The 24,790-nt window shown below is 66.0% G+C and carries 17 protein-coding genes and 3 rRNA genes; 16 read left to right on the plus strand and 4 right to left on the minus strand.

Annotated features, from left to right (window positions below):
• Nucleotides 1-47: 47 nt before the first annotated feature.
• From IT072_RS00905 to IT072_RS00950, 10 genes are all read left to right on the plus strand, one after another.
• Entirely contained in the window at nucleotides 48-776 is a 729-nt protein-coding gene (locus tag IT072_RS00905; protein ID WP_223358927.1) for a histidine phosphatase family protein, read from the plus strand.
• The gene (locus IT072_RS00910) at nucleotides 776-1,399 is read left to right on the plus strand and encodes a TlpA family protein disulfide reductase (RefSeq protein ID WP_223358928.1); all 624 of its coding nucleotides are present in this window, start codon (nucleotides 776-778) and stop codon (nucleotides 1,397-1,399) included. Before IT072_RS00905 ends, IT072_RS00910 begins: the two co-directional genes overlap by 1 nt.
• Nucleotide 1,400: 1 nt before the next feature.
• Nucleotides 1,401-2,141: a cytochrome c biogenesis CcdA family protein gene (locus tag IT072_RS00915; protein ID WP_223358929.1), complete on the plus strand. Its 741-nt coding sequence runs from the start codon at nucleotides 1,401-1,403 to the stop codon at nucleotides 2,139-2,141.
• A complete protein-coding gene (gene resB, locus IT072_RS00920; RefSeq protein ID WP_223358930.1) occupies nucleotides 2,125-3,750 on the plus strand; it encodes a cytochrome c biogenesis protein ResB in 1,626 nt (541 codons plus the stop codon). The genes IT072_RS00915 and resB overlap by 17 nt, the downstream gene beginning before the upstream one ends.
• A 9-nt stretch (nucleotides 3,751-3,759) precedes the next feature.
• Nucleotides 3,760-4,830 (plus strand): c-type cytochrome biogenesis protein CcsB, encoded by a 1,071-nt coding sequence (gene ccsB, locus IT072_RS00925; protein ID WP_223358931.1) that lies wholly within the window; start codon nucleotides 3,760-3,762, stop codon nucleotides 4,828-4,830.
• Between the two features lie 735 nt (nucleotides 4,831-5,565).
• Nucleotides 5,566-7,089 (plus strand): 16S ribosomal RNA (locus IT072_RS00930).
• Nucleotides 7,090-7,500: 411 nt separating this feature from the next.
• Nucleotides 7,501-10,613: ribosomal RNA gene (locus IT072_RS00935) — 23S ribosomal RNA — on the plus strand.
• Nucleotides 10,614-10,747: 134 nt separating this feature from the next.
• A 5S ribosomal RNA gene (gene rrf / locus IT072_RS00940) occupies nucleotides 10,748-10,864 on the plus strand.
• The 16S, 23S and 5S rRNA genes sit together here, the layout of an rRNA operon.
• Nucleotides 10,865-10,997: 133 nt before the next feature.
• Nucleotides 10,998-12,836 carry a hypothetical protein gene (locus IT072_RS00945; protein WP_223358932.1) on the plus strand — a complete coding sequence of 613 codons (1,839 nt, stop codon included), beginning with the start codon at nucleotides 10,998-11,000 and terminating at the stop codon, nucleotides 12,834-12,836.
• Nucleotides 12,811-13,830, plus strand: coding sequence for an HAD-IIA family hydrolase (locus tag IT072_RS00950; RefSeq protein ID WP_223358933.1), 1,020 nt, complete (start codon nucleotides 12,811-12,813; stop codon nucleotides 13,828-13,830). The genes IT072_RS00945 and IT072_RS00950 overlap by 26 nt, the downstream gene beginning before the upstream one ends.
• Before the next feature lie 18 nt (nucleotides 13,831-13,848).
• Here IT072_RS00950 and IT072_RS00955 read toward each other — a convergent pair whose 3' ends face one another.
• Nucleotides 13,849-14,841, minus strand: coding sequence for an o-succinylbenzoate synthase (locus tag IT072_RS00955; protein ID WP_223358934.1), 993 nt, complete (start codon nucleotides 14,839-14,841; stop codon nucleotides 13,849-13,851).
• Between the two features lie 56 nt (nucleotides 14,842-14,897).
• Between IT072_RS00955 and IT072_RS00960 the strand changes: the two genes are divergently transcribed.
• The 3 genes from IT072_RS00960 to IT072_RS00970 are packed head-to-tail and all read left to right on the plus strand — an operon-like array spanning nucleotide 14,898 to nucleotide 18,017.
• Complete coding sequence (locus tag IT072_RS00960) at nucleotides 14,898-15,809, plus strand: 1,4-dihydroxy-2-naphthoyl-CoA synthase (protein WP_223358935.1); 912 nt, start codon at nucleotides 14,898-14,900, stop codon at nucleotides 15,807-15,809.
• 10 nt (nucleotides 15,810-15,819) lie between these two features.
• Nucleotides 15,820-17,004 carry an AMP-binding protein gene (locus IT072_RS00965; RefSeq protein WP_223358936.1) on the plus strand — a complete coding sequence of 395 codons (1,185 nt, stop codon included), beginning with the start codon at nucleotides 15,820-15,822 and terminating at the stop codon, nucleotides 17,002-17,004.
• Nucleotides 17,005-17,030: 26 nt separating this feature from the next.
• On the plus strand, nucleotides 17,031-18,017 hold the full coding sequence (locus IT072_RS00970; RefSeq protein ID WP_223358937.1) for a 1,4-dihydroxy-2-naphthoate polyprenyltransferase: 987 nt from the start codon (nucleotides 17,031-17,033) through the stop codon (nucleotides 18,015-18,017).
• A gap of 10 nt (nucleotides 18,018-18,027) precedes the next feature.
• Here IT072_RS00970 and IT072_RS00975 read toward each other — a convergent pair whose 3' ends face one another.
• A complete protein-coding gene (locus tag IT072_RS00975; protein ID WP_223358938.1) occupies nucleotides 18,028-18,330 on the minus strand; it encodes a DUF4229 domain-containing protein in 303 nt (100 codons plus the stop codon).
• Between the two features lie 42 nt (nucleotides 18,331-18,372).
• Here IT072_RS00975 and IT072_RS00980 point away from each other — a divergent pair, with 42 nt between their 5' ends.
• Entirely contained in the window at nucleotides 18,373-18,726 is a 354-nt protein-coding gene (locus tag IT072_RS00980) for a PLD nuclease N-terminal domain-containing protein (RefSeq protein ID WP_223358939.1), read from the plus strand.
• Nucleotides 18,719-20,560, plus strand: coding sequence for a 2-succinyl-5-enolpyruvyl-6-hydroxy-3-cyclohexene-1-carboxylic-acid synthase (menD, locus tag IT072_RS00985; RefSeq protein ID WP_223358940.1), 1,842 nt, complete (start codon nucleotides 18,719-18,721; stop codon nucleotides 20,558-20,560). The genes IT072_RS00980 and menD overlap by 8 nt, the downstream gene beginning before the upstream one ends.
• Here menD and IT072_RS00990 read toward each other — a convergent pair.
• On the minus strand, nucleotides 20,550-21,959 hold the full coding sequence (locus IT072_RS00990) for an aldehyde dehydrogenase family protein (RefSeq protein ID WP_223358941.1): 1,410 nt from the start codon (nucleotides 21,957-21,959) through the stop codon (nucleotides 20,550-20,552). The two genes, menD and IT072_RS00990, sit on opposite strands and share 11 nt — an antisense overlap.
• A 225-nt stretch (nucleotides 21,960-22,184) precedes the next feature.
• On the opposite strand from IT072_RS00990, the gene IT072_RS00995 reads away from it, so the two are divergent.
• Nucleotides 22,185-23,144: a helix-turn-helix domain-containing protein gene (locus IT072_RS00995; protein ID WP_374758279.1), complete on the plus strand. Its 960-nt coding sequence runs from the start codon at nucleotides 22,185-22,187 to the stop codon at nucleotides 23,142-23,144.
• A 48-nt stretch (nucleotides 23,145-23,192) separates the two neighbouring features.
• Here IT072_RS00995 and IT072_RS01000 read toward each other — a convergent pair whose 3' ends face one another.
• Nucleotides 23,193-24,641 (minus strand): APC family permease, encoded by a 1,449-nt coding sequence (locus IT072_RS01000; RefSeq protein WP_442786796.1) that lies wholly within the window; start codon nucleotides 24,639-24,641, stop codon nucleotides 23,193-23,195.
• Nucleotides 24,642-24,790 lie beyond the last annotated feature (149 nt).

Here is a 24,790-nt window from a genome sequence, read left to right on the forward strand (position 1 = left end):
GCCCGCGCTCAGTGAATTCAAGGGAAACGCCTCCGTAGACTGGCCTCGTGGTAGCAAGCCAAGTTCACCTCGTCCGTCACGGCGAGGTGTTCAATCCCGACGGCATCCTGTATGGCAGGCTGCCGGGCTTCGGCCTCTCCAAACTCGGTCATCGAATGGCGCAGGCCGCCGCGGACGAAATCGTCTCGCGAGGCCGTGCGGTCCTGTCCGTTCGCGTCTCACCGCTGCAGCGCACGCGCGAGTCCGCAGCGCCGATCCTGTCTGCGGTGGGTCTCGAGCCGACCATCGACGATCGGATCGTCGAGCCCACGAACCACTTCGAGGGGACGGTCATGCGTCGTGCTCTCAAGAAGCCGCAGAACTGGCCATTCCTCGTCAACCCGCTGCGACCGAGCTGGGGCGAGGCCTACTCCAGCATCGAGAAGCGCATGCGCGCGGCCATCGACGAGGCGTTCGAATCTGTCGACGAGGGCGATGTCGTCCTCGTCAGCCATCAGCTGCCGATCTGGGTCGCGCACCTGTCCGTCGCTGGGGAGCGGTTCTGGCACGACCCGCGCACACGTCGGTGCGCACTTTCCAGCATCACGACGTTCGAGCGCACGACGGCCCCGGCCGAGGCCGCGCCAAGAGAGTCGACCCTGTCCGGCGGAGGCGGCCTCGACGGCGCTCCCGAAGAGAAGGCTCAGGCCGCCCCTGCTGCCCGCCTCATCGAGGTCGGGTACGTCGAGCCGGCCGCCGATCTCCTCGCTTCGGCGACCGATGTGGGAGCCGTCTGATGCGCACCCCGAGTACCCGACCCTTCCGTCGTCGCCTCGCACTGGCACTGCCGGCGGCCTTCGCCGCGACGGCCCTGCTGCTCAGCGGATGCACGGCCAACGACAGCCTCGCGCAGCAGTACCGATCCGGCAACGGGCAGAACTACATCGCCGGAGACGGCACCGTCAGCGAGTTCGCTGCGGACAATCGAGGTGCCGCCGTCGACTTCACAGGAACGCTCACCGACGGCACCCCGGTCTCCTCGAAGGATTACGCCGGCGACGTCCTCGTCGTGAACTTCTGGTACGCGGGCTGCCCGCCCTGTCGTGTCGAGGCTCCGGACCTCGAGGCGCTCTACCAGAAGTACAAGGCGGAGGGCGTCGGATTCCTCGGCGTCAACCTCTACGATTCGGCGAGTACGGCGGAGAGCTTCGAGAAGGACAAGGGCGTCACGTACCCGTCGGTCCTGGACCGGGACACCGGCTCCGTACTGCTGGCCTTCAGCAAGACCGTCCCACCGAAGGCCACGCCGACCACCCTCGTCATCGACAAGAAGGGGCGCGTCTCCGCGCGCATCCTCGGCGCCCTGCCCGACCGGAGCATCCTCGATTCGCTGATCTCCGACGCCGTGGCCGAGAACTGACGTGGGCGGCATCGGACAGATCGTCTTCAGCGGCCAGCTGGTGCTGGCACTGCCGATCGCGCTGCTCGCGGGTCTCGTGTCGTTCGCATCGCCCTGCGTGCTGCCGCTCGTGCCCGGCTATCTCGCGTATGTCGGCGGGATGAGCGATCCGGGTGCGAAGCGTGATCGCTCGAGAGTAGTCACCGGGGTCGCGCTCTTCATCCTCGGGTTCGCGGTGGTGTTCATCGCCTATGGTGCCGCGTTCGGTGCGCTGGGACTGTGGCTCGTGCGTTGGCAGGAGATGGTGATCCGCGTCCTCGGCGTGCTCGTCATCATCATGGGCCTCGTCTTCATCGGCCAGTTCTCCTTCCTCCAGCGGACCATCAAGCCGGGATGGCGACCGGCGACGGGGCTCATCGGAGCACCCCTGCTCGGCATCGTCTTCGGCCTCGGCTGGACGCCGTGCATCGGCCCGACGCTCGCAGCCATCAGCGCTCTCAGCGTCGGCACGGGCTCGCCGTGGCGCGGAGCGCTCCTCGGGCTCTTCTATTGCATCGGCCTGGGCATCCCCTTCCTGCTCGTCGCACTCGGCTTCGACTGGGTCGCGGGATCCGTGGCCTTCATCAAGCGGCACATCCGCACCATCAACATCATCGGCGGCGTGCTGCTGGTGATCATCGGCATCCTGATGGCCTCGGGTCTGTGGAGCGCCATCATGTCCCAGTTCTTGGCGGTGATCCAGGGCTTTGAGCCGGCCATCTGACCACATCGACTCCGCGCCTCCGCATGTCGACCCGGACGTGGTCCAGCCGAAGCTGGGCCCTCTCGGCTGGCTGCGATGGTTCTGGCGGCAGCTCACGAGCATGCGCACGGCGCTGTTCCTCTTGCTGCTGCTCGCCATCGCCGCCGTACCCGGATCCCTCGTGCCGCAGCGGAGCTCCGACCCCAATGGCGTCACCCAGTACTTCACCGACAACCCGCAGCTCGCGCCGGTGCTGGACAAGCTGCAGTTCTTCGACGTCTACACGTCCGCGTGGTTCTCCGCGATCTACCTGCTGCTGTTCGCGTCGCTCATCGGCTGCATCATCCCGCGCACCAAGCACCACTTCCAGGCGATGCGGGCCAAGCCGCCGAGGACCCCGGTACGCCTCACCCGCATGGCGGGCTTCCAAGCGCGAATCCTGCCGGCCGAACTGCGCTCCACCGCTTCCGACCCGATCGCGGAGGCGCAGGAGGTCCTGAAGAAGGCCCGCTACCGCACCGCGATCTACGAGAACGCCCGGTCGATCTCCGTCTCGGCGGAACGCGGATATCTGCGCGAGTCCGGCAATCTCGTCTTCCACATCGCCCTGCTCGGCGTCCTCGTCGCGATCGGCGTGGGCGGCGGGTTCGGCTACACCGGGCAGAAGGTCGTCGTCGAGGGGCAGAGCTTCGTCAACAGCCTGCCCTCGTACAACTCGTTCAATCCCGGCCGCTTCTTCAGCGATTCGGCGCTCGCCCCGTTCTCGATCCGCGTCGACAAGCTCGACGTCTCGTACGAGACGAAGAACCAGAATGCGGTCGGCACTCCGCTCGACTACACCGCCCACGTGACGACGACCGGACCGGGAGACACGAGCCAGAGCACGACCATCAAGGTCAACGAGCCGCTGGCGATCGGCGGGACGAACGTCTACCTGCTCGGCAACGGCTACGCCCCGACGATCACCGTGCGCGACACCAAGGGGAACGTCGTCTTCTCCGATTCGGTGCCCTTCCTGCCGCAGGATGCGCGTCTCACCTCGCTCGGCTTCATCAAGGTCCCGGACGGGCTCAAGCAGCAGCTCGGGATGATCGGGTTCTTCTATCCGACGGTCGGCGCCAGCCAGACCGCGAGTGGCGCTCTGACCTCGACGTTCCCCGGTCTGAACGACCCGGTGTTGAGCCTGAACGTCTACGTCGGAGACCTCGGGGTGGACAGCGGGGTCCCGCAGTCCGTCTACAGCCTCAACACCGACAAGCTCACGCAGCTCGCTGGACCGCCGACCAAGACCGAGGCGCTCAAGCTCAAGCCGGGGGAGACGGTGGACCTCCCGAACGGACTCGGCACCATCTCCCTCGACAACGTGAAGCGCTACGCCTCGCTCGACGTGCACCACGACCCCGCGCAGGGATGGGTGCTCGCCTTCGCCGTGCTCATCTTCGCCGGACTCCTCACCGCCCTGTTCGTGCCGCGACGGCGTATCTGGGTGAAAGCGGTCGAGAACGAGGACGGTTCGCTGACCCTGGAGTACGCTGGCCTCGCACGTGGCGAGGACCCCAACCTGATCGCCGCCGTCTCGGCTGTCGCCGAGGAGCACGCGGCCTCCCTCACCCGACCACAGAAGAATTAGGCTTTCACCGTGACCGAGACCCTGTCCCAGCTCTCCACCGTGTTCATCTACGCGGCGATGGGGGTCTATGCCGCCGCGTTCATAGCGTTCGCACTCGATTTGGCGCGGCGGGGGGCACGCGTGACGGCCGTGGAGGCCGCATCGGTACCGAGCGCAGTGGCTCGGAGGACGGCGGTCCCCGCACAGGTCGGCGCCCCGTCCACGATCCTCGCGGCCGGTGGCGGGTCCTCCGAGGGCGGCGCCCCACCGAGTTCGGCGCTCGGTCGGCTGTCGACGAGGATCAGCTCGCGCATCGAGGACGACGTGATGAACGGCTCTGTGTCGTCCGCGTCGATCCGCTGGGCGTTCGTCCTCACGATCATCGGCTTCGGGTTCCACCTCGTGGCGACCGTGCTCCGCGGTATCGCGGCTGGACGGGTCCCGTGGGCGAACATGTGGGAGTTCTCGATGACGGGGACACTCGTCATCATCGGCGTATTCCTCGTCGCCAACCTCAAGTGGGACATCAAGTACCTGGGGACGTTCATCCTCGGACTGGTGCTGGTGCTCCAGGGCATCGCGCTCCTGCGTTACTACGTCCCGGTCGTCCCTTTGCAGCCGGCGCTCCAGTCGTACTGGCTGGTCATCCACATCATCGTGGCCGTGCTCGGTACGGCGTTCTTCGCTCTCGGCTTCGCCCTCTCCGGACTCCAGCTGCTGCAGTACCGCCGTGAACGTCAGATCGTTGAGTCCCGCCCGCAGCAGTTCCGGTTCCTCGGCACCCTTCCGAGCTCGGTCGCCCTTGAGAACCTCGCGTACCGGATCAACATCGTCGGCTTCATCGCCTGGACCTTCACGCTCATCGCGGGAGCGATCTGGGCCGAGAAGGCGTGGGGGCGTTACTGGGGTTGGGACACGAAGGAAGTCTGGACGTTCATCATCTGGGTGATCTACGCCGGGTACATCCACGCCCGCGCCACCCGCGGATGGCGTGGATCGCGCTCGGCCTGGCTGGCGATCATCGGCTTCGCCGCTGTGCTCTTCAACTTCGGAGTCGTCAACGTCTTCTTCAAGGGGCTGCACGCGTACTCGGGTCTGTGACCCGAGTGTCCACCTCTCGAGCAGAGCGCCGGTCGGAATCCTCCCCAGGAATCCGGCCGGCGCTTTCGTTCTTCGGCGTAGAGGACCGCCCCTCCAGACGGGTATCCCGATCCGTCACGGCCGGCGCCGACGTGGTGAAACCGCGGAATCACGCGGAAGTCAAGCACGACACGCCCGGGATGTCGGTGAGATTTGCACGCTCCCAGGAGCCTGCGTAAAGTACTTACTTGTCACCCCAAAGGTGCGGGAGAGCGGAAGAGCTCCCCGGCCTCAAGCGGGACCAAATCCTAAGCCTAGCGGCAAATCTGAGCTTGAAAGAGTTCCTCTGTTGCGCTTAGGATTAACACCCCACTCACTGAGCAGGTCTAACCGGTTCGGTTCGTGTGAATCGGATGTATCCCACGATGGATGAACGAAAGAGCGCGAAACGGCCGACTTGACAAACTGACTGAGAGTGGTAAGGTAGAGAAGTTGCCTCACAGAGCAGCCCGAGAGGGTGAAAGGTGAGAGCGTCCGATCCTTGAGAACTCAACAGCGTGCACAATGTCAAATGCCAAACAACCTCGGCATTGACTCGAAGACTCCGGTCTGACGGTCGATGCGAGATTCCTTTGGATTAGAAACAGAATGTCAGTAGATATTCGAAACTAGTCAAGACAAACTCGCAGCGCGAAGACACATTTCCTGTCCAGCCTGCACTATGTTTCCAGTCGCTTGCGACTTGGAGCTAAACATTTTACGGAGAGTTTGATCCTGGCTCAGGACGAACGCTGGCGGCGTGCTTAACACATGCAAGTCGAACGATGAACCAGGAGCTTGCTCTTGGGGATTAGTGGCGAACGGGTGAGTAACACGTGAGTAACCTGCCCTTGACTCTGGGATAACCTCCGGAAACGGAAGCTAATACCGGATACGAACTGCGGAGGCATCTCCAGCAGTTGGAAAGAACTTCGGTCAAGGATGGACTCGCGGCCTATCAGGTAGTTGGTGAGGTAACGGCCCACCAAGCCTACGACGGGTAGCCGGCCTGAGAGGGTGACCGGCCACACTGGGACTGAGACACGGCCCAGACTCCTACGGGAGGCAGCAGTGGGGAATATTGCACAATGGGCGCAAGCCTGATGCAGCAACGCCGCGTGAGGGATGACGGCCTTCGGGTTGTAAACCTCTTTTAGTAGGGAAGAAGCGAAAGTGACGGTACCTGCAGAAAAAGCACCGGCTAACTACGTGCCAGCAGCCGCGGTAATACGTAGGGTGCGAGCGTTGTCCGGAATTATTGGGCGTAAAGAGCTCGTAGGCGGTCTGTCGCGTCTGCTGTGAAAACCCGAGGCTCAACCTCGGGCCTGCAGTGGGTACGGGCAGACTAGAGTGCGGTAGGGGAGAATGGAATTCCTGGTGTAGCGGTGGAATGCGCAGATATCAGGAGGAACACCGATGGCGAAGGCAGTTCTCTGGGCCGTAACTGACGCTGAGGAGCGAAAGCGTGGGGAGCGAACAGGATTAGATACCCTGGTAGTCCACGCCGTAAACGTTGGGCGCTAGATGTGGGGACCATTCCACGGTTTCCGTGTCGCAGCTAACGCATTAAGCGCCCCGCCTGGGGAGTACGGCCGCAAGGCTAAAACTCAAAGGAATTGACGGGGGCCCGCACAAGCGGCGGAGCATGCGGATTAATTCGATGCAACGCGAAGAACCTTACCAAGGCTTGACATACACGAGAACGGGCCAGAAATGGTCAACTCTTTGGACACTCGTGAACAGGTGGTGCATGGTTGTCGTCAGCTCGTGTCGTGAGATGTTGGGTTAAGTCCCGCAACGAGCGCAACCCTCGTTCTATGTTGCCAGCACGTAATGGTGGGAACTCATAGGAGACTGCCGGGGTCAACTCGGAGGAAGGTGGGGATGACGTCAAATCATCATGCCCCTTATGTCTTGGGCTTCACGCATGCTACAATGGCCGGTACAAAGGGCTGCAATACCGCAAGGTGGAGCGAATCCCAAAAAGCCGGTCTCAGTTCGGATTGAGGTCTGCAACTCGACCTCATGAAGTCGGAGTCGCTAGTAATCGCAGATCAGCAACGCTGCGGTGAATACGTTCCCGGGCCTTGTACACACCGCCCGTCAAGTCATGAAAGTCGGTAACACCCGAAGCCGGTGGCCCAACCCTTGTGGAGGGAGCCGTCGAAGGTGGGATCGGTGATTAGGACTAAGTCGTAACAAGGTAGCCGTACCGGAAGGTGCGGCTGGATCACCTCCTTTCTAAGGAGCATCTGGCACCCCCGGGTGTCCAGGCGCCGGATCTGAGCGAACGTCTCAGCCGGTTAGCTCATGGGTGGAACATTTACATTGGTGCGGAGCCGAACGGCTCGAACTCAGTACGCCTCCTCGGAGGAAGGAACGGTTCGGATCACTAGGCGCCGCACACGCACGCTGTTGGGTCCTGAGGGACCGGGCCTCATCGAATGATGAGAACTGGACCTCTGGACCTTTTCTTGTCGGCATCACTTGCCGGACGGAGAAGGTACCGCCCGTACTTTGAGAACTACACAGTGGACGCGAGCATCTTAGATTCGAACCTTCGGGTTCGGATCACAAAAGATGATCTGATTTATTAGATCATTGGTCAATCTGCTCATCTTCGGATGAGCCGATCGATTCAAACTCATGTGATTTCAAATTTCTAAGAGCAAACGGTGGATGCCTTGGCATCTGGAGCCGAAGAAGGACGTAGTAATCTGCGATAAGCCTCGGGGAGCTGATAAACGAGCTTTGATCCGAGGATCTCCGAATGGGGAAACCCCGCTGGGCCCTTTGGGTGACCCAGTGACTCCCGCCTGAATATATAGGGCGGGTAGAGGGAACGTGGGGAAGTGAAACATCTCAGTACCCACAGGAAGAGAAAGCAAAAGCGATTCCGTTAGTAGTGGCGAGCGAAACCGGAAGAGGCTAAACCGATCATGTGTGATAGCCGGCAGGCGTTGCATGGTCGGGGTTGCGGGACTTTTCTGCTGCTTCTGCCGAACAGCAAGCGTTACAGAGGATCATAGGTGAATGGCATTGAAAGGCCAGTCATAGAGGGTGCCAACCCCGTAACCGAAATGGTCCAATGGCGCGAAGAGTATCCCAAGTAGCACGGGGCCCGAGAAATCCCGTGTGAATCTGTCAGGACCACCTGATAAGCCTAAATACTCCCAGATGACCGATAGCGGACAAGTACCGTGAGGGAAAGGTGAAAAGTACCCCGGGAGGGGAGTGAAATAGTACCTGAAACCGTTTGCTTACAAACCGTTGGAGCCTCCTTGTAGGGGTGACAGCGTGCCTTTTGAAGAATGAGCCTGCGAGTTAGCGATATGTGGCGAGGTTAACCCGTGAGGGGTAGCCGTAGCGAAAGCGAGTCTGAATAGGGCGATTCAGTCGCATGTCCTAGACCCGAAGCGAAGTGATCTATCCATGGCCAGGTTGAAGCGACGGTAAGACGTCGTGGAGGACCGAACCCACTTAGGTTGAAAACTGAGGGGATGAGCTGTGGATAGGGGTGAAAGGCCAATCAAACTTCGTGATAGCTGGTTCTCTCCGAAATGCATTTAGGTGCAGCGTTGCGTGTTTCTTGCCGGAGGTAGAGCTACTGGATGGCCGATGGGCCCCAAAAGGTTACTGACGTCAGCCAAACTCCGAATGCCGGTAAGTGAGAGCGCAGCAGTGAGACGGTGGGGGATAAGCTTCATCGTCGAGAGGGAAACAACCCAGACCACCAACTAAGGTCCCTAAGCGCGTGCTAAGTGGGAAAGGATGTGGAGTTGCACAGACAACCAGGAGGTTGGCTTAGAAGCAGCCACCCTTGAAAGAGTGCGTAATAGCTCACTGGTCAAGTGATTCCGCGCCGACAATGTAACGGGGCTCAAGCACGCCACCGAAGTTGTGGCATTGACATTATTGGTAGGCTTTCGTGGTCCAGCCGTGTTGATGGGTAGGAGAGCGTCGTGTGGCGAGTGAAGCGGCGGTGTAAACCAGCCGTGGACGCCACACGAGTGAGAATGCAGGCATGAGTAGCGAAAGACGGGTGAGAAACCCGTCCTCCGAAAGACCAAGGGTTCCAGGGCCAGGCTAATCCGCCCTGGGTAAGTCGGGACCTAAGGCGAGGCCGACAGGCGTAGTCGATGGACAACGGGTTGATATTCCCGTACCGGCGAAGAACCGCCCAAGCTAATCCAGTGGTGCTAAGAGTCCTAATCCAGGTGACTGATCCCTTCGGGGTGACGCTCCTGGCCTAACGCTCGACCCCATGCTGGTGCGGCTAGCGTATTAACAGGTGTGACGCAGGAAGGTAGCTGTACCGGGCGATGGTTGTCCCGGGGCAAGGATGTAGGGCAAGAGATAGGCAAATCCGTCTCTTACATAGCCTGAGATCTTACGCATAGCCGTCAAGGCGAATTCAGTGATCCTATGCTGCCGAGAAAAGCATCGACGCGAGGTTCCAGCCGCCCGTACCCCAAACCGACTCAGGTGGTCAGGTAGAGAATACCAAGGAGATCGAGAGAATCGTGGTTAAGGAACTCGGCAAAATGCCCCCGTAACTTCGGGAGAAGGGGGGCCTGAGGCGTGAAGGGACTTGCTCCTGGAGCGTTTGAAGGCCGCAGAGACCAGTGGGAAGCGACTGTTTACTAAAAACACAGGTCCGTGCCAAGTCGCAAGACGATGTATACGGACTGACGCCTGCCCGGTGCTGGAAGGTTAAGAGGAAGGGTTAGCTTCGGCGAAGCTCAGAATTTAAGCCCCAGTAAACGGCGGTGGTAACTATAACCATCCTAAGGTAGCGAAATTCCTTGTCGGGTAAGTTCCGACCTGCACGAATGGCGTAACGACTTCCCAGCTGTCTCAACCGCGAACTCGGCGAAATTGCACTACGAGTAAAGATGCTCGTTACGCGCAGCAGGACGGAAAGACCCCGTGACCTTTACTATAGTTTGGTATTGGTGTTCGGTGTGGCTTGTGTAGGATAGGTGGGAGACTTTGAAGCGGGAACGCCAGTGTTCGTGGAGTCATTGTTGAAATACCACTCTGGTCACTCTGGATATCTAACTTAGAACCGTAATCCGGTTCAGGGACAGTGCCTGATGGGTAGTTTAACTGGGGCGGTTGCCTCCCAAAAAGTAACGGAGGCGCCCAAAGGTTCCCTCAACCTGGTTGGCAATCAGGTGTCGAGTGTAAGTGCACAAGGGAGCTTGACTGTGAGACTGACAAGTCGAGCAGGGACGAAAGTCGGGACTAGTGATCCGGCAGTGGCTTGTGGAAGCGCTGTCGCTCAACGGATAAAAGGTACCTCGGGGATAACAGGCTGATCTTGCCCAAGAGTCCATATCGACGGCATGGTTTGGCACCTCGATGTCGGCTCGTCGCATCCTGGGGCTGGAGTAGGTCCCAAGGGTTGGGCTGTTCGCCCATTAAAGCGGTACGCGAGCTGGGTTTAGAACGTCGTGAGACAGTTCGGTCCCTATCCGCTGCGCGCGCAGGAAATTTGAGAGGATCTGACCCTAGTACGAGAGGACCGGGTTGGACGAACCTCTGGTGTGTCAGTTGTTCCGCCAGGAGCACCGCTGATTAGCTACGTTCGGGATGGATAACCGCTGAAAGCATCTAAGCGGGAAGCCGGCCTCAAGATGAGATTTCCATGCCTTCGGGCGAGAGGCTCCCAGCTAGACTACTGGGTTGATAGGCCGGATGTGGAAGTGGGGACTAAAGACCCATGGAGCTGACCGGTACTAATAAGCCGATAATTTGATAATCACTATTCTCATGCTGTTGTAAGGCTGGCATGAGGAGCCAAGATTGCTTGCGTCCACTATGTGGTTCTCGATGTACGGTCGAGAACTGAAACAATCGTGATGATTGTTCGTTCACTTTGATACATCAATAGTGTTTCGGCGGCCATAGCGAGAGGGAAACGCCCGGTTACATTCCGAACCCGGAAGCTAAGACTCTCTGCGCCGATGGTACTGCAGGGGGGACCCTGTGGGAGAGTAGGACACCGCCGGACTTCTTTGTGAGATGGCCACCCAGTGATGGGTGGCCATTTCGCGTTAACAGGTCCATTTTCCGCGCTCGCAGATCCGCGCGTGAACACCCAACGTAGGCTGGGTCCGAGATCCCGCCATCCGACAGGAGACGTCGTGAGCGACACACCAGACGATAAGGACGCCCGCTCGAACGGGCGCGACGGCGAGCGAGGCTCCGGCTCTCGGGGCAGCCAACGTCGCGGATCGGGCCAGGGCGGGCGACGCGCTCCCGGCAATGGTCAGGGCGGCCGAGCTGCCGGCGACCCTGGCGGATATTCGCGCGACGGACAACGTTCTGGCGGCGGCCGTTCTGGCGGTGGCTATTCGCGTGATGGACAGCGCTCCGGTGGCGATCGTTCCGGGGGTGGATATTCGCGTGACGGCCAGCGTTCTGGCGGTGACCGTTCCGGGGGCGGATACTCGCGTGATGGTCAGCGCTCCGGCGGTGACCGTGGCGGCTTCTCGCGTGACGGCCAGCGTTCTGGCGGTGACCGTTCCGGGGGCGGGTACTCGCGTGATGGGCAGCGTCACGGCGGTGAGCGGACCGGCGGTGGCTATTCGCGTGAGGGGCAGCGTTCCGGCGGCGGGTACTCGCGTGATGGGCAGCGTTCCGGTGGCGGCCGTTCCGGCGGCGGGTACTCGCGTGATGGGCAGCGTTCCGGTGGCGGCCGTTCCGGCGGCGGGTACTCGCGTGATGGGCAGCGTTCCGGTGGTGACCGTTCCGGCGGTGGCTACTCACGGGACGGACAGCGTCCGGGCGGCCCGCGCGGTGGTTCTGGGCGCGGGGATCGGGACGAGAAGCTGTGGACGCGGGATGGGCGGCCAGCACGCGGTGATCGCGATGCGCGTGAGCGGGAGCTGCGAAGCGACGAGGAGATCGAGCGCTCGCGGGAGCTGCGGTCGGTGCGTCCGCAGCATGACGACCCTGAGATCCCGAGCGATGTCAGTGCACGAGACCTCCCTGGCGAAGCCCGATTGGAGTTGAAGACGCTCAGCAAGGACAACGCTGAATGGGTGGCTCAGCACCTGGTCATGGCCTCCCGGCTTATCGAGGCCGACCCGGAGCTCGCGCACCGTCACGCGACGTCCGCCGCACGACGTGCCGGCCGCATCGGCGTGGTACGTGAGACGCTGGCGATCACGGCGTACGCGACCGGGGACTTCGCGCTCGCGCTCCGTGAGCTCCGCACCTACCGCCGAATCTCCGGCTCCAACGACCAGCTGCCGATGATGGTGGATAGCGAACGCGGAGTAGGGCGCCCCGACCGGGCCCTCGAGCTCGGCCGATCGGTGGATCGCGCGACGCTTCCGGCCGACGTGCAGGTGTCCCTTGCGATCGCGATGTCCGGCGCACGCCTCGACCTCGAGCAGCCGGAGGCCGCCCTGGCCGAGCTGGAGATCCCGCAGCTCGACCCCAATCGGGCGTACAGCTGGAGCCCGGACCTCTTCCACGCGTATGCCGAGGTGCTCGAAGAGCTCGGGCGCGGCAACGAGGCGGAATCGTGGCGCGAACGTGCCCGCTTCGCCGACGAGGCGCTGGCGGAGGCGCATTCCGTCGACGAGCACGAAACGATCCACGTGATCGAAGAGGAGATCATCCTCGATGCGGGCGATTCGCCGACCGCGGTCATCGACGAGGAGATCGTCGATGAGAGCGACCTGCCGGCTGCCGTGGTCGAGGAGGAGATCGTCCTCGAGCCGGGCGACCTGTCGGCCGCAGCGCTGGAAGCAGAAGTGGACGAGCTCCTCGCCGACGAAGACGAAGACGCCCCGGACGAAGAGACGGACCTCGACGGCCAGGACGCAGAGAGCGGTTTCATTGCCACCGATACTGACGAGGACGGCGCCCAAGCAGGCGATGCGGCTGGGTCGCGCGATGCCGCCGCGCGGGTAGCGGACGACTCCGAAGAGAAGGGCGAGCCGGACGATGGCGCTGTTTCGACGGAGCGCTGAGACCGCGACCCCGCTGGACGGGGTGGACCTGGTGCTCGCCGACCTCGACGGTGTGGTCTACAAAGGGCCCGACGCGATTCCCTTCGCCGTGGAGAGCCTGAACCGAGCCGCAGAAACCGTGCGAGTCGGTTACATCACGAACAACGCCTCCCGTACGGATGCGTCCGTGGCCGAGCACTTGAGCGATCTGGGGCTGCACGTGCAGCCGTCCGATGTCGTGACGTCCCCGCAGGCGGCCGTGCGTCTCCTGGGTGCGCATGTCGCGCCGGGCGCCACGATTCTCGTGATCGGTGGCGCGGGCCTGGTCGACGAGGTGGAGAAAGGCGGATTCACCGTCACGCGCTCCGCCGACGACGAGCCGGCCGCCGTGATCCAGGGCTTCGCGCCCGAGGTCGGCTGGGCACAGCTCGCGGAGGCCGCCTTCGCGCTGCAGGGCCGCACCGACGACGAGCGCCCGTGGATCGCGACGAACACCGACTGGACGATCCCCGTCGCCCGCGGCATCGCCCCGGGCAACGGGACGCTGGTTTCCGCCGTCCACACCGCTGCGGGACGACTCCCGCTGGTCGCGGGCAAACCGGAGGTCGCGATCTTCGAGGAGGCGGTCTCCCGCTTCGGCGCGGGAAAGCCGCTGTTCATCGGCGACCGGTTGGACACCGACATCCTCGGGGCCAACCGCGCGGGCATCGACTCCGTGCTGGTGCTGACCGGGATCGACCGCGCGAAGCAGCTCATCGCGGCGGACGCGAACGCGCGGCCGACCTACATCCTCGGTGACCTGCGCGGGCTGGCTCAGCCGTACCCGGCGACCTCGGTCGCCCGGGACGGTGCCGTGACGGTGGGCGACGCGACGGTCGCGGTCGAGGGGAACGACGTGCGGATCCGTGCAGAGGGAACCGACGAGCTCAACCTGCTCCGCGCCGCCTGCGCGGCGATCTGGAACTCGGGCCGGGCAATCTACGGGCTCGACGTCCCGGAGCGCCTTTACGCCTGAACCACCGGAGCGCCGAGCTCAGAGGGCCGTCGTACGTTCGACGAGGCGATAGCACCGCCGCACGCGGTCGAGCCACCATTCCCGGCGATCGGCCGATGCCTCAACGGCGGAGACTCGCATCGTGTCGACGGTCGGGCGGACGACCGGGACGAACCCGTCGACGGGGAGCAGCGGCTCCTCCGCCACATCCTGAACGAACATCGCGACCGTCCCGAGGCCGCAGTCGAACTCCAGGTCGGGGACCGCGGCGGCGAGGTGTGCGCCCATGGCGATGCCCACGGAAGTCTCGATCGCGCTCGAGACGACCACAGGCAGGCCGGCCTCGGCGACGATCCGCAGCGCCGCGTGGATGCCACCCAGCGGCTGTGCTTTGACGACGAGCAGGTCCGCAGCGCCCGCGCGCGCAACGGCGAGAGGGTCCTCCGCCTTGCGGACACTCTCGTCCGCTGCGATCGGGATGCCCATGTACTTCGTCCGGCGCCGGATCTCGACGAGCTCGTCGACGCCGGCGCACGGCTGCTCCACGTACTCCAGATCGAACGGTGCGAGCGCGTGGATCGCGTGCTCGGCCTCGTCGACGTTCCACAGTGTGTTCGCGTCCACCCGGATCCGGCCCTCCGGGCCGAGCCGATCGCGGACCGCGCGCACCCGCTCCACATCGTCGACGAGGGATTGGCCGGGCTCAGCGACCTTCACCTTGGCCGTTCGCGCTCCGGGGTAGCGGTCGAGGACCGCAGCGACGTCGGCGGCCGGCACGGCGGGAACCGTCGCGTTCACCGGGATCCTGGCGCGCAGGCCGGGAGGTGCGGCGCGCCAGCCGAAGTCGATCGCCGCGTGCAGCCAGGGGGCGGCCTCGTCGTCGCCGTACTCGACGAACGGGGAGAACTCCGTCCAGCCCTCGGGGCCCTCGAACAGCACCGCCTCGCGAACGGTGATGCCGCGGAATCGCGACGTCATCGGCACGCTGACCACGCGTGCAGTCCCTAACAGGTCGCGCAGTTCCGGCACCATTCCACAAGTTTGGCACGGCCGATCCCGGGGGAGGCGGCCGACCGTAGGCTGGGACCATGGCAGCGGCAATCTCAGAGATCTTCGATCCGACGCAGTGGGTGGATGCCCCCGGTTTCGACGAGCTCACCGACATCACGTATCACCACGACGTCAGCGGGCGGATCGCCCGCGTGGCCTTCAACCGGCCGGAGGTGCGGAACGCGTTCCGGCCGCACACCGTCGACGAGCTCTACGCCGCGCTCGAAGACGCTCGGACCAACCCCCGGATCGGCGTGGTGCTGCTCACCGGCAACGGGCCCAGCCCGAAAGACGGCGGCTGGGCCTTCTGCTCGGGTGGTGATCAGCGCATCCGCGGCCGCGACGGCTACAAGTACGCTGACGGGGAGACGGCGGTGGGCATCGATGCCGCCCGGAGTGGTCGCCTGCACATCCTCGAAGTGCAGCGATTGATCCGCTTCATGCCGAAGGTCGTGATCGCGGTGGTCCCGGGATGGGCCGCCGGAGGGGGTCACTCGCTCCATGTGGTGTGCGACCTCTCGATCGCGAGCTCTGAGCACGGTCGGTTCAAGCAGACGGACGCCGACGTCGGTTCGTTCGATGCCGGGTACGGCAGCGCCTACTTCGCCAGGCAGGTCGGGCAGAAGGTCGGGCGCGAGGTGTTCTTCCTCGCGCGGGAGTACTCGGCGCAGCGGGCGTACGAGATGGGGGCGGTCAACGCCGTCGTACCGCATGCGGAGCTGGAGTCGACGGCCCTCGATTGGGCGCGGGAGATCCTCACGAAGTCGCCGACGGCGATCCGGATGCTGAAGTTCGCGTTCAACGCGGTCGATGACGGCCTGGTGGGTCAGCAGGTGTTCGCGGGCGAAGCGACCCGGCTCGCGTACGGTACGGACGAGGCCGTGGAGGGGCGCGACTCCTTCCTTCAGAAGAGGGAGCCCGATTGGTCGCCTTTCCCGTGGCAGTATTGAGGCCCGCCGCATGACGCGTGAGGTGCGGGCTGTCGACGCGGCAGAGCCGGAGTCGGTGTACCGCGCGCTGCGGGAGGCGCTCGCTGGGGGCGGACCGGCGGTGGTGCCACGTGAGGCCTGGGCGGCGACAGACGAGGCCGGCCATGGTCGAGGCGAGCGCGTGGCACAGAATGTGGCGCTGGTGATCGAGACCTCCGGATCGACCGGGAGGCCGAAGCGGGTGGCGTTGTCCGCGGACGCATTGCTGGCGAGCGCGGCGGCGTCCGCGGGAGCGATGGGCGGGCAGGGACAGTGGGTGCTCGCCCTGCCGGCGCATTACGTGGCGGGGGCGCAGGTGCTGGTGCGCTCGCTGGCGGCGCAGACCGAGCCGCTCTACTACGGTGTGGGGCATTTCGATGCGGAGCGTTTCGCGGCGCTCGCCGCGGAGGCGACGAACGACCTGCGCTACACCTCGCTCGTGCCTGTCCAGCTCGCGCGGCTGGTGGACGCCGCCGAGGGCGGGTCGCGCGCGGTGGAGGCGGCGCTGCGGCGGTTCGACGGGATCCTCGTCGGTGGGCAGGCGCTCACGCCGGCGTTGCGTGAGAGGGCGGAGCGTGTGGGCGCGCGCATCCTGAGCACCTACGGGTCGAGCGAGACGGCGGGCGGATGCGTGTACGACGGCGTTCCGATCGGTACGACCACGGTTCGAGAGGTCGACGGGCTGCTCGAGATCGCAGGGCCGACCCTTGCGGAGGGCTACCTCGGGGACGCGGAACGCACGCACGCGGCGTTCCACGAGGCGGACGGCGTGCGGTGGTACCGCACGGGTGACCTCGGCGGCGTCGTCGACGGCCGGGTGACCGTGTTCGGCCGAGCGGACAACGTGATCATCTCGGGCGGAGAGAAGATCCTCCTCGACCGGGTCGAGCAACTGGTACGTGCGGTCGCCGGCCTCGAGCACGCGGTCGTCGTCGCTGCCGAGGACGCGGAGTGGGGACAGGTGCCGGTGGTGGTGGCGGTGCTCGACGAAAGTGCCGTCGCGGAAGGCGAGGACCTCCTGCGGCGCGTCCGGGCCCGGGTCGCGGAGGGAGCGGGGCGAGCGGCGGCTCCCGCGCGGATCGCGGTCGTGGCGGAGCTTCCCGCTCTGAGCAGCGGCAAACCCGACCGTGTGGCCGCGGCCCGGATGGCCGCCGCGGCCGGCGACGAAGAGGCATAGCCGATGTTGTTACGATTCGCTCTGTGATGAGTCAGAACAACCCACGCATGCAGAGGATGGCGCCGCCTCAGGCCCGCGGACCGCGCGGAGGCAAGAGCGGGCGGCCGGGTGCTGCGAAGGCGACGGCGGCGCGGCCGGCGACGGCGCGGGACTGGATCGCCGGAGCGCGACTGCGGACCCTTCCGCTGGCGATCGCGCCCGTCCTCATCGGTGTCGGCGCGGCTAAGGTGGCCGAGGGTCCGGGAATCTGGCACCCCGTGCGTGCGCTCCTCTGCCTTGCGGTCGCGGTACTGCTCCAGATCGGAGTGAACTACGCGAACGACTACTCCGACGGCATCCGCGGCACGGATGAGTACCGGGTCGGCCCCGGCCGGCTGACCGGTTCCGGCAAGGCGGCGCCGAAGAAGGTCCTGACGGTCGCGCTCGTCTTCTTCGGGCTCGCCGCGGCGGCGGGCCTCGTGCTCGTCATCGTCACCCAGCACTGGTGGGTACTGCTCATCGGCGCCGCGGCGATCGCCGCCGCGTGGTTCTACACGGGAGGCAAGCGTCCGTACGGGTACTACGGCCTCGGCGAGGTCTTCGTCTTCGTCTTCTTCGGGCTGGTGGCCACCGCCGGAACGACCTTCATGCTCGCCGGGACGGTGAACCAGGAGTCCTGGTACGGAGCGGTGGCCGCCGGGCTGATCGCGTGCGCGGTGCTCATGGTCAACAACATCCGTGACATCGGACCGGACAAAGAGGCCGGCAAGCGCACACTGGCCGTGCTGATGGGGAACGTGGCGTCACGCATCATCTTCTGCGTGCTGCTGCTCGTCCCGTTCGCGATCGTGGCTCTTCTCGCCCTCTTCTACCCGATCGCCTGGTTCGGGATGTTCGCGCTCCTCGCCGCACTGCCGGCGTGCGCGATCACCCTGTTCGCGAAGACGTCGCGTGAACTGATCACGGCCCTCCAGCTGACGAGTCTCACCGGCCTGCTGATCGGGATCGTGCTCGGCGCCGCCTTCGCGTTCTGAGCGGACGCGCTCAGTCGGACCTGGGCGTCGCCTCGGGCGCGGGCTGTGCGGAGGCGGAGTCGACGGCGGCGTCCTCGACCTCGTCGTCGACCGACGGGACAGGCTTCTCACGGTGCCGGACCTCGTAGAGCTCGGTCGAGACCGCGTTGCGGGGCTTGCTGAGGAAGATGTACGAGAGGCAGAGGCCGATGAGGGCGGCGGCGATCACCGACGCCCACCAGACGATGCCCAGGAGGAGCAGGACGGCGAGCGGGATCGCGAACACCAGGAGCCGCAGGACGGTGTAGATCAACCAGGAGGGAATCCGCTTCACCCTCCCAGCTTAGAGACGGACTCTGAGAGTTACGATTGACGCATGGTTCGCCTCTGGATAGTCCTCGGCGTCGCAGCCGCGGTCTTCTACATCTATTCGGTGGTGGACTGTGCGCTCTTCGACCGCTCCCGGGTGCGCGGCCTCCCCAAGCCGCTCTGGCTGCTGGTCATCATCCTGTTCCCCGTCATCGGCGGCATCCTCTGGTTCCTCATCGGCCGCGGGCGCCGCCGGGCCGCCGAGCGCAGACTCGTGGCACCCGACGACGACCCCGAGTTCCTCGGCAAGCTGAAGCTCGACCGCGACCAGGAGGAGCGGATCCGTCAGCTCGAGAAGGAGCTCGCCGAACTCGACGACAACGGCCCCGACTCGGACCAGACCGGCCGCCGGGATGGCTGAAGCCGTCAGCGCGGGCCCCGAACAGGGTGCCCGCGGCACGGGCACGCCTGCCGCCGAGCACAGCGCTGTGGGCGAGGACGAACGGGCCACCGGCAACCCGGCCACCGACTACGCGACCGCCCTCCTGAGGACGTTCGTGCGCAACGGCGTCCGCGACCTGGTCGTGAGCCCGGGCTCCCGCTCGCAGGCGCTCGCGCTCGTCGCCGCCGAACTGGAGCACAGCGGACAGGTGCGGCTGCACGTCCGCATCGACGAGCGGGTGGGCGGCTTCCTCGCGCTCGGGCTCGCCCGCGAGACCGGCGCGCCCGCGGTCGTCATCACCACCAGCGGCACGGCGACCGCCAACCTCCACCCTGCCGTGCTCGAGGCGCACGAGGCCGGGATCCCGCTCATCGTGCTCACGGCGGACCGCCCGCACGAGCTGCGCGGCATCCGCTCGAACCAGACCACGCACCAGGACGGACTGTACGGTGTCGCCGTGCGCTGGTCGCAGGACGTCGACGCTCCCCGGGCGAACGACGAGGCAGCGCGCCGGACCGAATCCGGTGCGGCGGAAGCGCTGGCGCTCGCCGCCGTCCGCGCGGCGGTCGGGGCGGACACCGCCGATCCCGGTCCGGTGCACCTCAACGTCGCCTTCCGGGAGCCGCTCTCGGTCGCTGCGCCGTCTTCGACGGAACCTCTCGCGGGGCCCCTTCCGTCGACCGCCGGCCCCGCGGCGCTCGGGCGCCGCGTCATCGAGCTCGACGACCGTCCGCGTACGGTCGTCATCGCCGGCGCCGACTCCGGCGCGGCCGCCGAAGAGCTCGCGCGCGCCGCCGGCTACCCGCTCCTCGCCGAGGTGTCCAGCGGTGCACGATTCGGACCGAACCTGGTCGTCGCCTACCGCGAACTGCTGCGGGAGGAGACGTTCGGCGGCCGCGTCGAGCGCGCCGTCGTGTTCGGACATCCGACGCTCAGCAGAGAGGTCCCCGCGTTGCTCGCGCGCCCCGACGTCGAGGTGATCGTCGTCGCACCGACGGGAACGCAGACGTACGACCCCGGTCATCGCTCGCGCGTCCTCGGCGGCGTGCATCCGCCCGCCGGGGTCGACCTGCGCTCGCCGGAGGTGCGGGGCTGGGTCGGCAGCTGGGTCTACGCGAGCCGTCGTCTCATCGAGGAGGCCGAGCGTGCTGCGGACCCGGCGGCGCAGGCCCCGGATGTGGACAAGGCACGCTCGTACGAGCCGGCGGACGCGCTCGCGTTCGCCAAGGCGGAGCTCGCCGCCGTGCGCGCGCCGATCACCCGCCCATTGCTCGCCGAGGCGGTCTGGCGGTACACGTGGCCGCACGACCGCCTGGTCCTGGCGGCCTCCCGGCTCATCCGGGACGCGGACCGCATCGTGCCGGGCAAGAAGATCTCGGTGCACTCGAACCGCGGTCTCGCCGGTATCGACGGGACCATCGCCACGGCGACGGGCATCGCGATGGCGAGTCAGGCCGCCGCCGCCGAAGCAGGAGCTCCGGCCGGGGTGACACGCGTGCTGCTCGGTGACCTCGCCCTCCTGCACGACGCGGGCGCGCTGCTCGGTGCGGCGGGGGAGGAGCGGCCGCACCTCCAGCTCATCGTCGGCAACGACGGGGGCGGGACGATCTTCGACGGACTGGAGGTCGCCTCCACGGCCGGCACGGCGGCGTTCGATCGCGTGCTCTACACACCGCACGAGGTCGATATCGCGGCCCTTGCCCGGGCGTACGGCTGGGCGTACCGCGCCGCGCGGACGAAGGGAGAGCTCGATCAAGCGCTCTCCGCTCCGCCCGCCGGCGTCAGCATCGTCGAGGTGCCGCTCAGCCGTTGATGATGCGCGGCACCGAGACCGCCTTCAGCCCCTCCACGCCGAACTCGAGGCCGTAACCGGAGCCCTTGACACCGCCGAACGGGATCATCGGGTGCACGCCGCCGTGGGAGTTGATCCAGACGGTTCCGGCGTGGACGCGGTTGGCCACGGCCAGCGCCTCGTCGCGGTCGGCGGCCCAGACGGAGGCACCCAGGCCGACGTCGAGGCGGTTGGCGCTGGCGACGGCGTCGTCGACGTCCGAATAGCGGATGATCGGAAGGGCGGGACCGAACTGCTCCTCGTCGACGAGGGCGACGCCATCGGCGACGTCGGCGACGAGGGTGATCGGGTAGAACAGCTCACCCAGCTCGGTCGCGGGGGACCCGCCGGTGACGATGCGGCCGCCGTTCGCTTTCGCGTCCTCGACCAGCCGGTTCACGATGTCGAACTGCTGCTTGTTCTGCAGCGGGCCGAGCACGTTGTCCTCCTCGAGACCGTTGCCCATCGGGGTGGAGCGCGCGACCTCGGCCAGCGCCTCCACGGTGGCGTCGTAGATGGAGTCGTGTACATACAGGCGCTTGAGCGCGGCGCAGGTCTGGCCGGTGTTGATGAAGGCGCCCCAGAAGAGATCCTGTGCGATGGCCTGGGGGTCGGCGCTCGGGAGCACGATGCCGGCGTCGTTGCCGCCGAGTTCGAGGGTGAGGCGGGCGAGGTTGCCGGCCGAGCTCTCGATGATCCGGCGGCCGGTCGCGGTGGACCCGGTGAACATGATCTTGTCGACGTCCGGGTGGCTCGCCAGACGGGCGCCGACGTCGCGGCCGCCGGAGACGGCGATGAGCACGTCGGCGGGCAGTGCGGAGTTCAGCACGTCGACGAGGGCGAGAACGCTGAGCGGGGTGTACTCCGACGGCTTCAGCACGACGGTGTTGCCCATCCGCAGCGCCGGTGCCAGCTGCCAGATGCCGATCATGAGCGGCCAATTCCACGGGCCGATCGCTCCCACGACGCCGGCCGCACGGTAGTGCAGCTCGGCGCGGATCTCGCCGTCGTCGATCAGCACCTCTGTCTCCATCGGGAGAGTCGCCGACGTGCGCAGCCAGGCCGAGCACGCACCGATCTCGAAGCGCGCGTTCGGGCCGTTGAGTGGCTTGCCCTGTTCACGCGAGAGCAGCTGGGCGAGTGCCTCGGCCTCGGCGTCGATCGCCTCCGCCGCTCGCAGGAGGATCTCCGTGCGGGCGTCGTGGCCCAGCGCCTCCCATGCGGGCTGCGCGGCGCGGGCGCGGACGATCGCGGCGTCGAGGTCGTCGACGGTCGCCTCCGGCGCGCGGCCGAGCTCGGCGCCCGTTGCGGGGTCGTGGATCGGGCGGCCCGATCCCTCCGGCGCGCTGACGCGGGCGAGCAGTTCGGTGTAATCCGACATCGGGTCTCCTCCAGTGGAACGGTCCTCGACCCAGTCTCGATCGGGGAGCTGCGCCGCGCTTGACCGTGGACGCACGCCGGATGACGGGCGGTGCAGAACTGTGCCGGTCGGCGGCGGGGATGGACCCGGTCGTCTCCTGGCACGGGCCGGGGACCGGATGATACGATCCACATCACGGATCGTATACAACGTCGTCCCCGGTCCGGAGTGAGGTCGACCGTGCTCATCGATCAGCAGCAGACGCGGAACAACCGCGTGACATCCAGCGCCACGCGCGACTTCAGCGCGTTCCGCACCGCCGTCTCCGAGTCGTTCGTGCCGCTGCACGTGACGAGCGAGCGGCCGGATCCGTTCTGGGGTCGCATTCGGATGGCCACCGCGGACACGGTGCACGTCTCCGAGGTCAGCGCCTCCCAGCACGTCGTGGAGCGCACCCCCGAACTGATCGCGCGCTCGGATCGCGACTACTACAAGCTCAGCATGATGCTCTCCGGGACGGGCCTGCTCATCCAGGACGACAGGGAGGCCGTCCTCCGCCCCGGCGACCTCGCCGTGTACGACACGCACCGGCCGTACTCCCTCGTCTTCGACGACGACTTCCGGACCATGGTCGTCATGTTCCCGAAGAGCCTCGTCGATCTCCCGCGTGAGCTCGTGTCGCAGCTGACCGCGGTCCGTTTCGACGGGAGGTCCGGCGTCGGCGGGATCATCGTGCCGTTCCTGGCGCAGCTGGTCGGCAACCTCGACCAGCTCTCCGGCCCCACGGGAACGCGGCTCGCCCACAGCGCCCTCGACCTGGTGACCACACTGTTCGCCGACGAGCTGGACGCGCGTACCGAGACCATCGACCCGCACCGGGCGCTGATGCAGCGCATCCGGATGTACATCGACGCCAACCTGGCCTCGACCGATCTCGGGCCGACCCAGATCGCGGCGGCCCACTTCATCTCGACCCGTCACCTGCAGGGGCTGTTCCAGGAGCAGAGCACGACCGTCTCCGCGTGGATCCGCACCCGGCGTCTCGAGCGCTGCCGCCGCGACCTGGTCGACCCGCTGCACGCCGACCAGTCTGTGGCCGCCATCGCCTCGCGCTGGGGGTTCGTCGATGCCGCCCACTTCAGCCGGGTCTTCAAGGCGGCGTACGAAGAGTCGCCGTCGGACGTGCGGGCGGCCGCGCGCGCCTGAGCCGACCGATGAGTGCGGCGGCAGGCGCGCGCGGCCGGCGCGCGGGGTTCAGTCCTCCTCGACGCCCAGCTCGGGAGCGCCGGCCTCCTCGGTCCCGTGGCCGATCTGAGCGTAGACCCTGGGGTTGCGACGCTTGAGCGCCATCCCCCAGAACACCCCGACGACGCCCGGGACGATCACGATCGCGGGCAGGACGAACGTGGTCGCGGTGGGCGGTGCCGTCGGGTCGCTCGTCAGCAGGGTGTTGAAGTAGACGAGGATCAGCACGAACACCACGGTCAGCGCGACCCCCGACACCACGGGCGCGATCACCCGCTGCCAGGAGCCGACGCCGCGTCCGTCGCGCCGGAAGAAGCCGATCACCGAGAACGAGACGACCGCCATCAACAGCACCAGGCCGAGTGCGCCGCTGTTCGTCAGCCAGGAGAACAGGGTGAGCACGGGGAAGAGGGCGGCAGGAGCACCCTCCGGAGGAACCCATCCCGCGCCGGCGATCGCGAAGGCGACGATGACGACCGCGGCGAGGATGCTCTGGGTCACCGAACCCGCCCACGGGGCACCGCTGTGCGCGCGGATGCGGGAGAGCCAGCCGGGCAGCACACCCTCGCGGCCGAGCGAGAAGAAGTAGCGCGCGACCGCGTTGTGGAAGCTGACCAGCGAGGCGAACAGGCTGGTGATGAAGAGCAGCTGCGCGATGTCGCTGACGATCACGCCGACGTGCGAGCCGAGGAATGTGAAGATCAGGTCGGGGCCCTGCTCGGTCGAGTCCTTGATGACGTTGCTCGGGCCGGAGCCGACCGTCATCGCCCAGGAGGAGAGGGCGTAGAAGATCGCGATGACGCCGACGGCCGTGTAGGTGGCGCGCGCGACGGTGCGCTTCGGGTCCTTCGACTCCTCGCCGTAGATCGCCGCCGACTCGAAGCCCATGAAGGCCGCGATGCCGAATGCGAAGACCGCGCCGATGCCGGGGACGAACAGATTGGACGGGCTGAGCGCCTCCGCGCTGACGCCCTCCGGAGCCACGATGAAGGAGGCGATGTCGTAGACGATGACCACCACGAACTCGAGCGCGACCAGCACGCCGAGCACTTTCGCGGAGAGGTCGACGCGGTTGACGCCGAGCGCCGCGATGATCGCGATGCACACGAGCACCGGAATCCACCACGGCACGTCCCAGCCGAACTTGCCCGCCAGCAGGGACGAGACCTGGAACCCGAACATCCCGTACACGCCGATCTGCATGGCGTTGTAGGAGATGAGCGCCACGATCGAGACCCCGACTCCGCCGGGTCGGCCGAGCCCCTGGGCGACGTAGGAGTAGAACGCCCCGGCGTTGGTCACGAACCGGCTCATGGCCGCGTACCCGACCGCGAAGACCGTGAGGGTCGCGCCCAGGATGAGGAACGACAGCGGCACGCCCAGCACGCCCGTGACGGCGAACGTCGTGGTGACGCCGCCGGCCAGCACCGTGAGGGGTGCGGACGCGGCCACGATCATGAAGGTGACGGCGGGGACGCCGAGGCGCCGGTGCGCCGCGGTCCGGGTGCCGACGGCGGTGTCGGCGTGCTCTGTGGAGGTCAAGGGGTTCTCCTCGTTCGGTCCGCGCCTGGGGTGGGGGCCGCGCCGCGAGAGCACGGGGGATGCGC

This window comes from Leifsonia sp. ZF2019 (assembly GCF_019924635.1).
GTDB lineage: Bacteria > Actinomycetota > Actinomycetes > Actinomycetales > Microbacteriaceae > Leifsonia.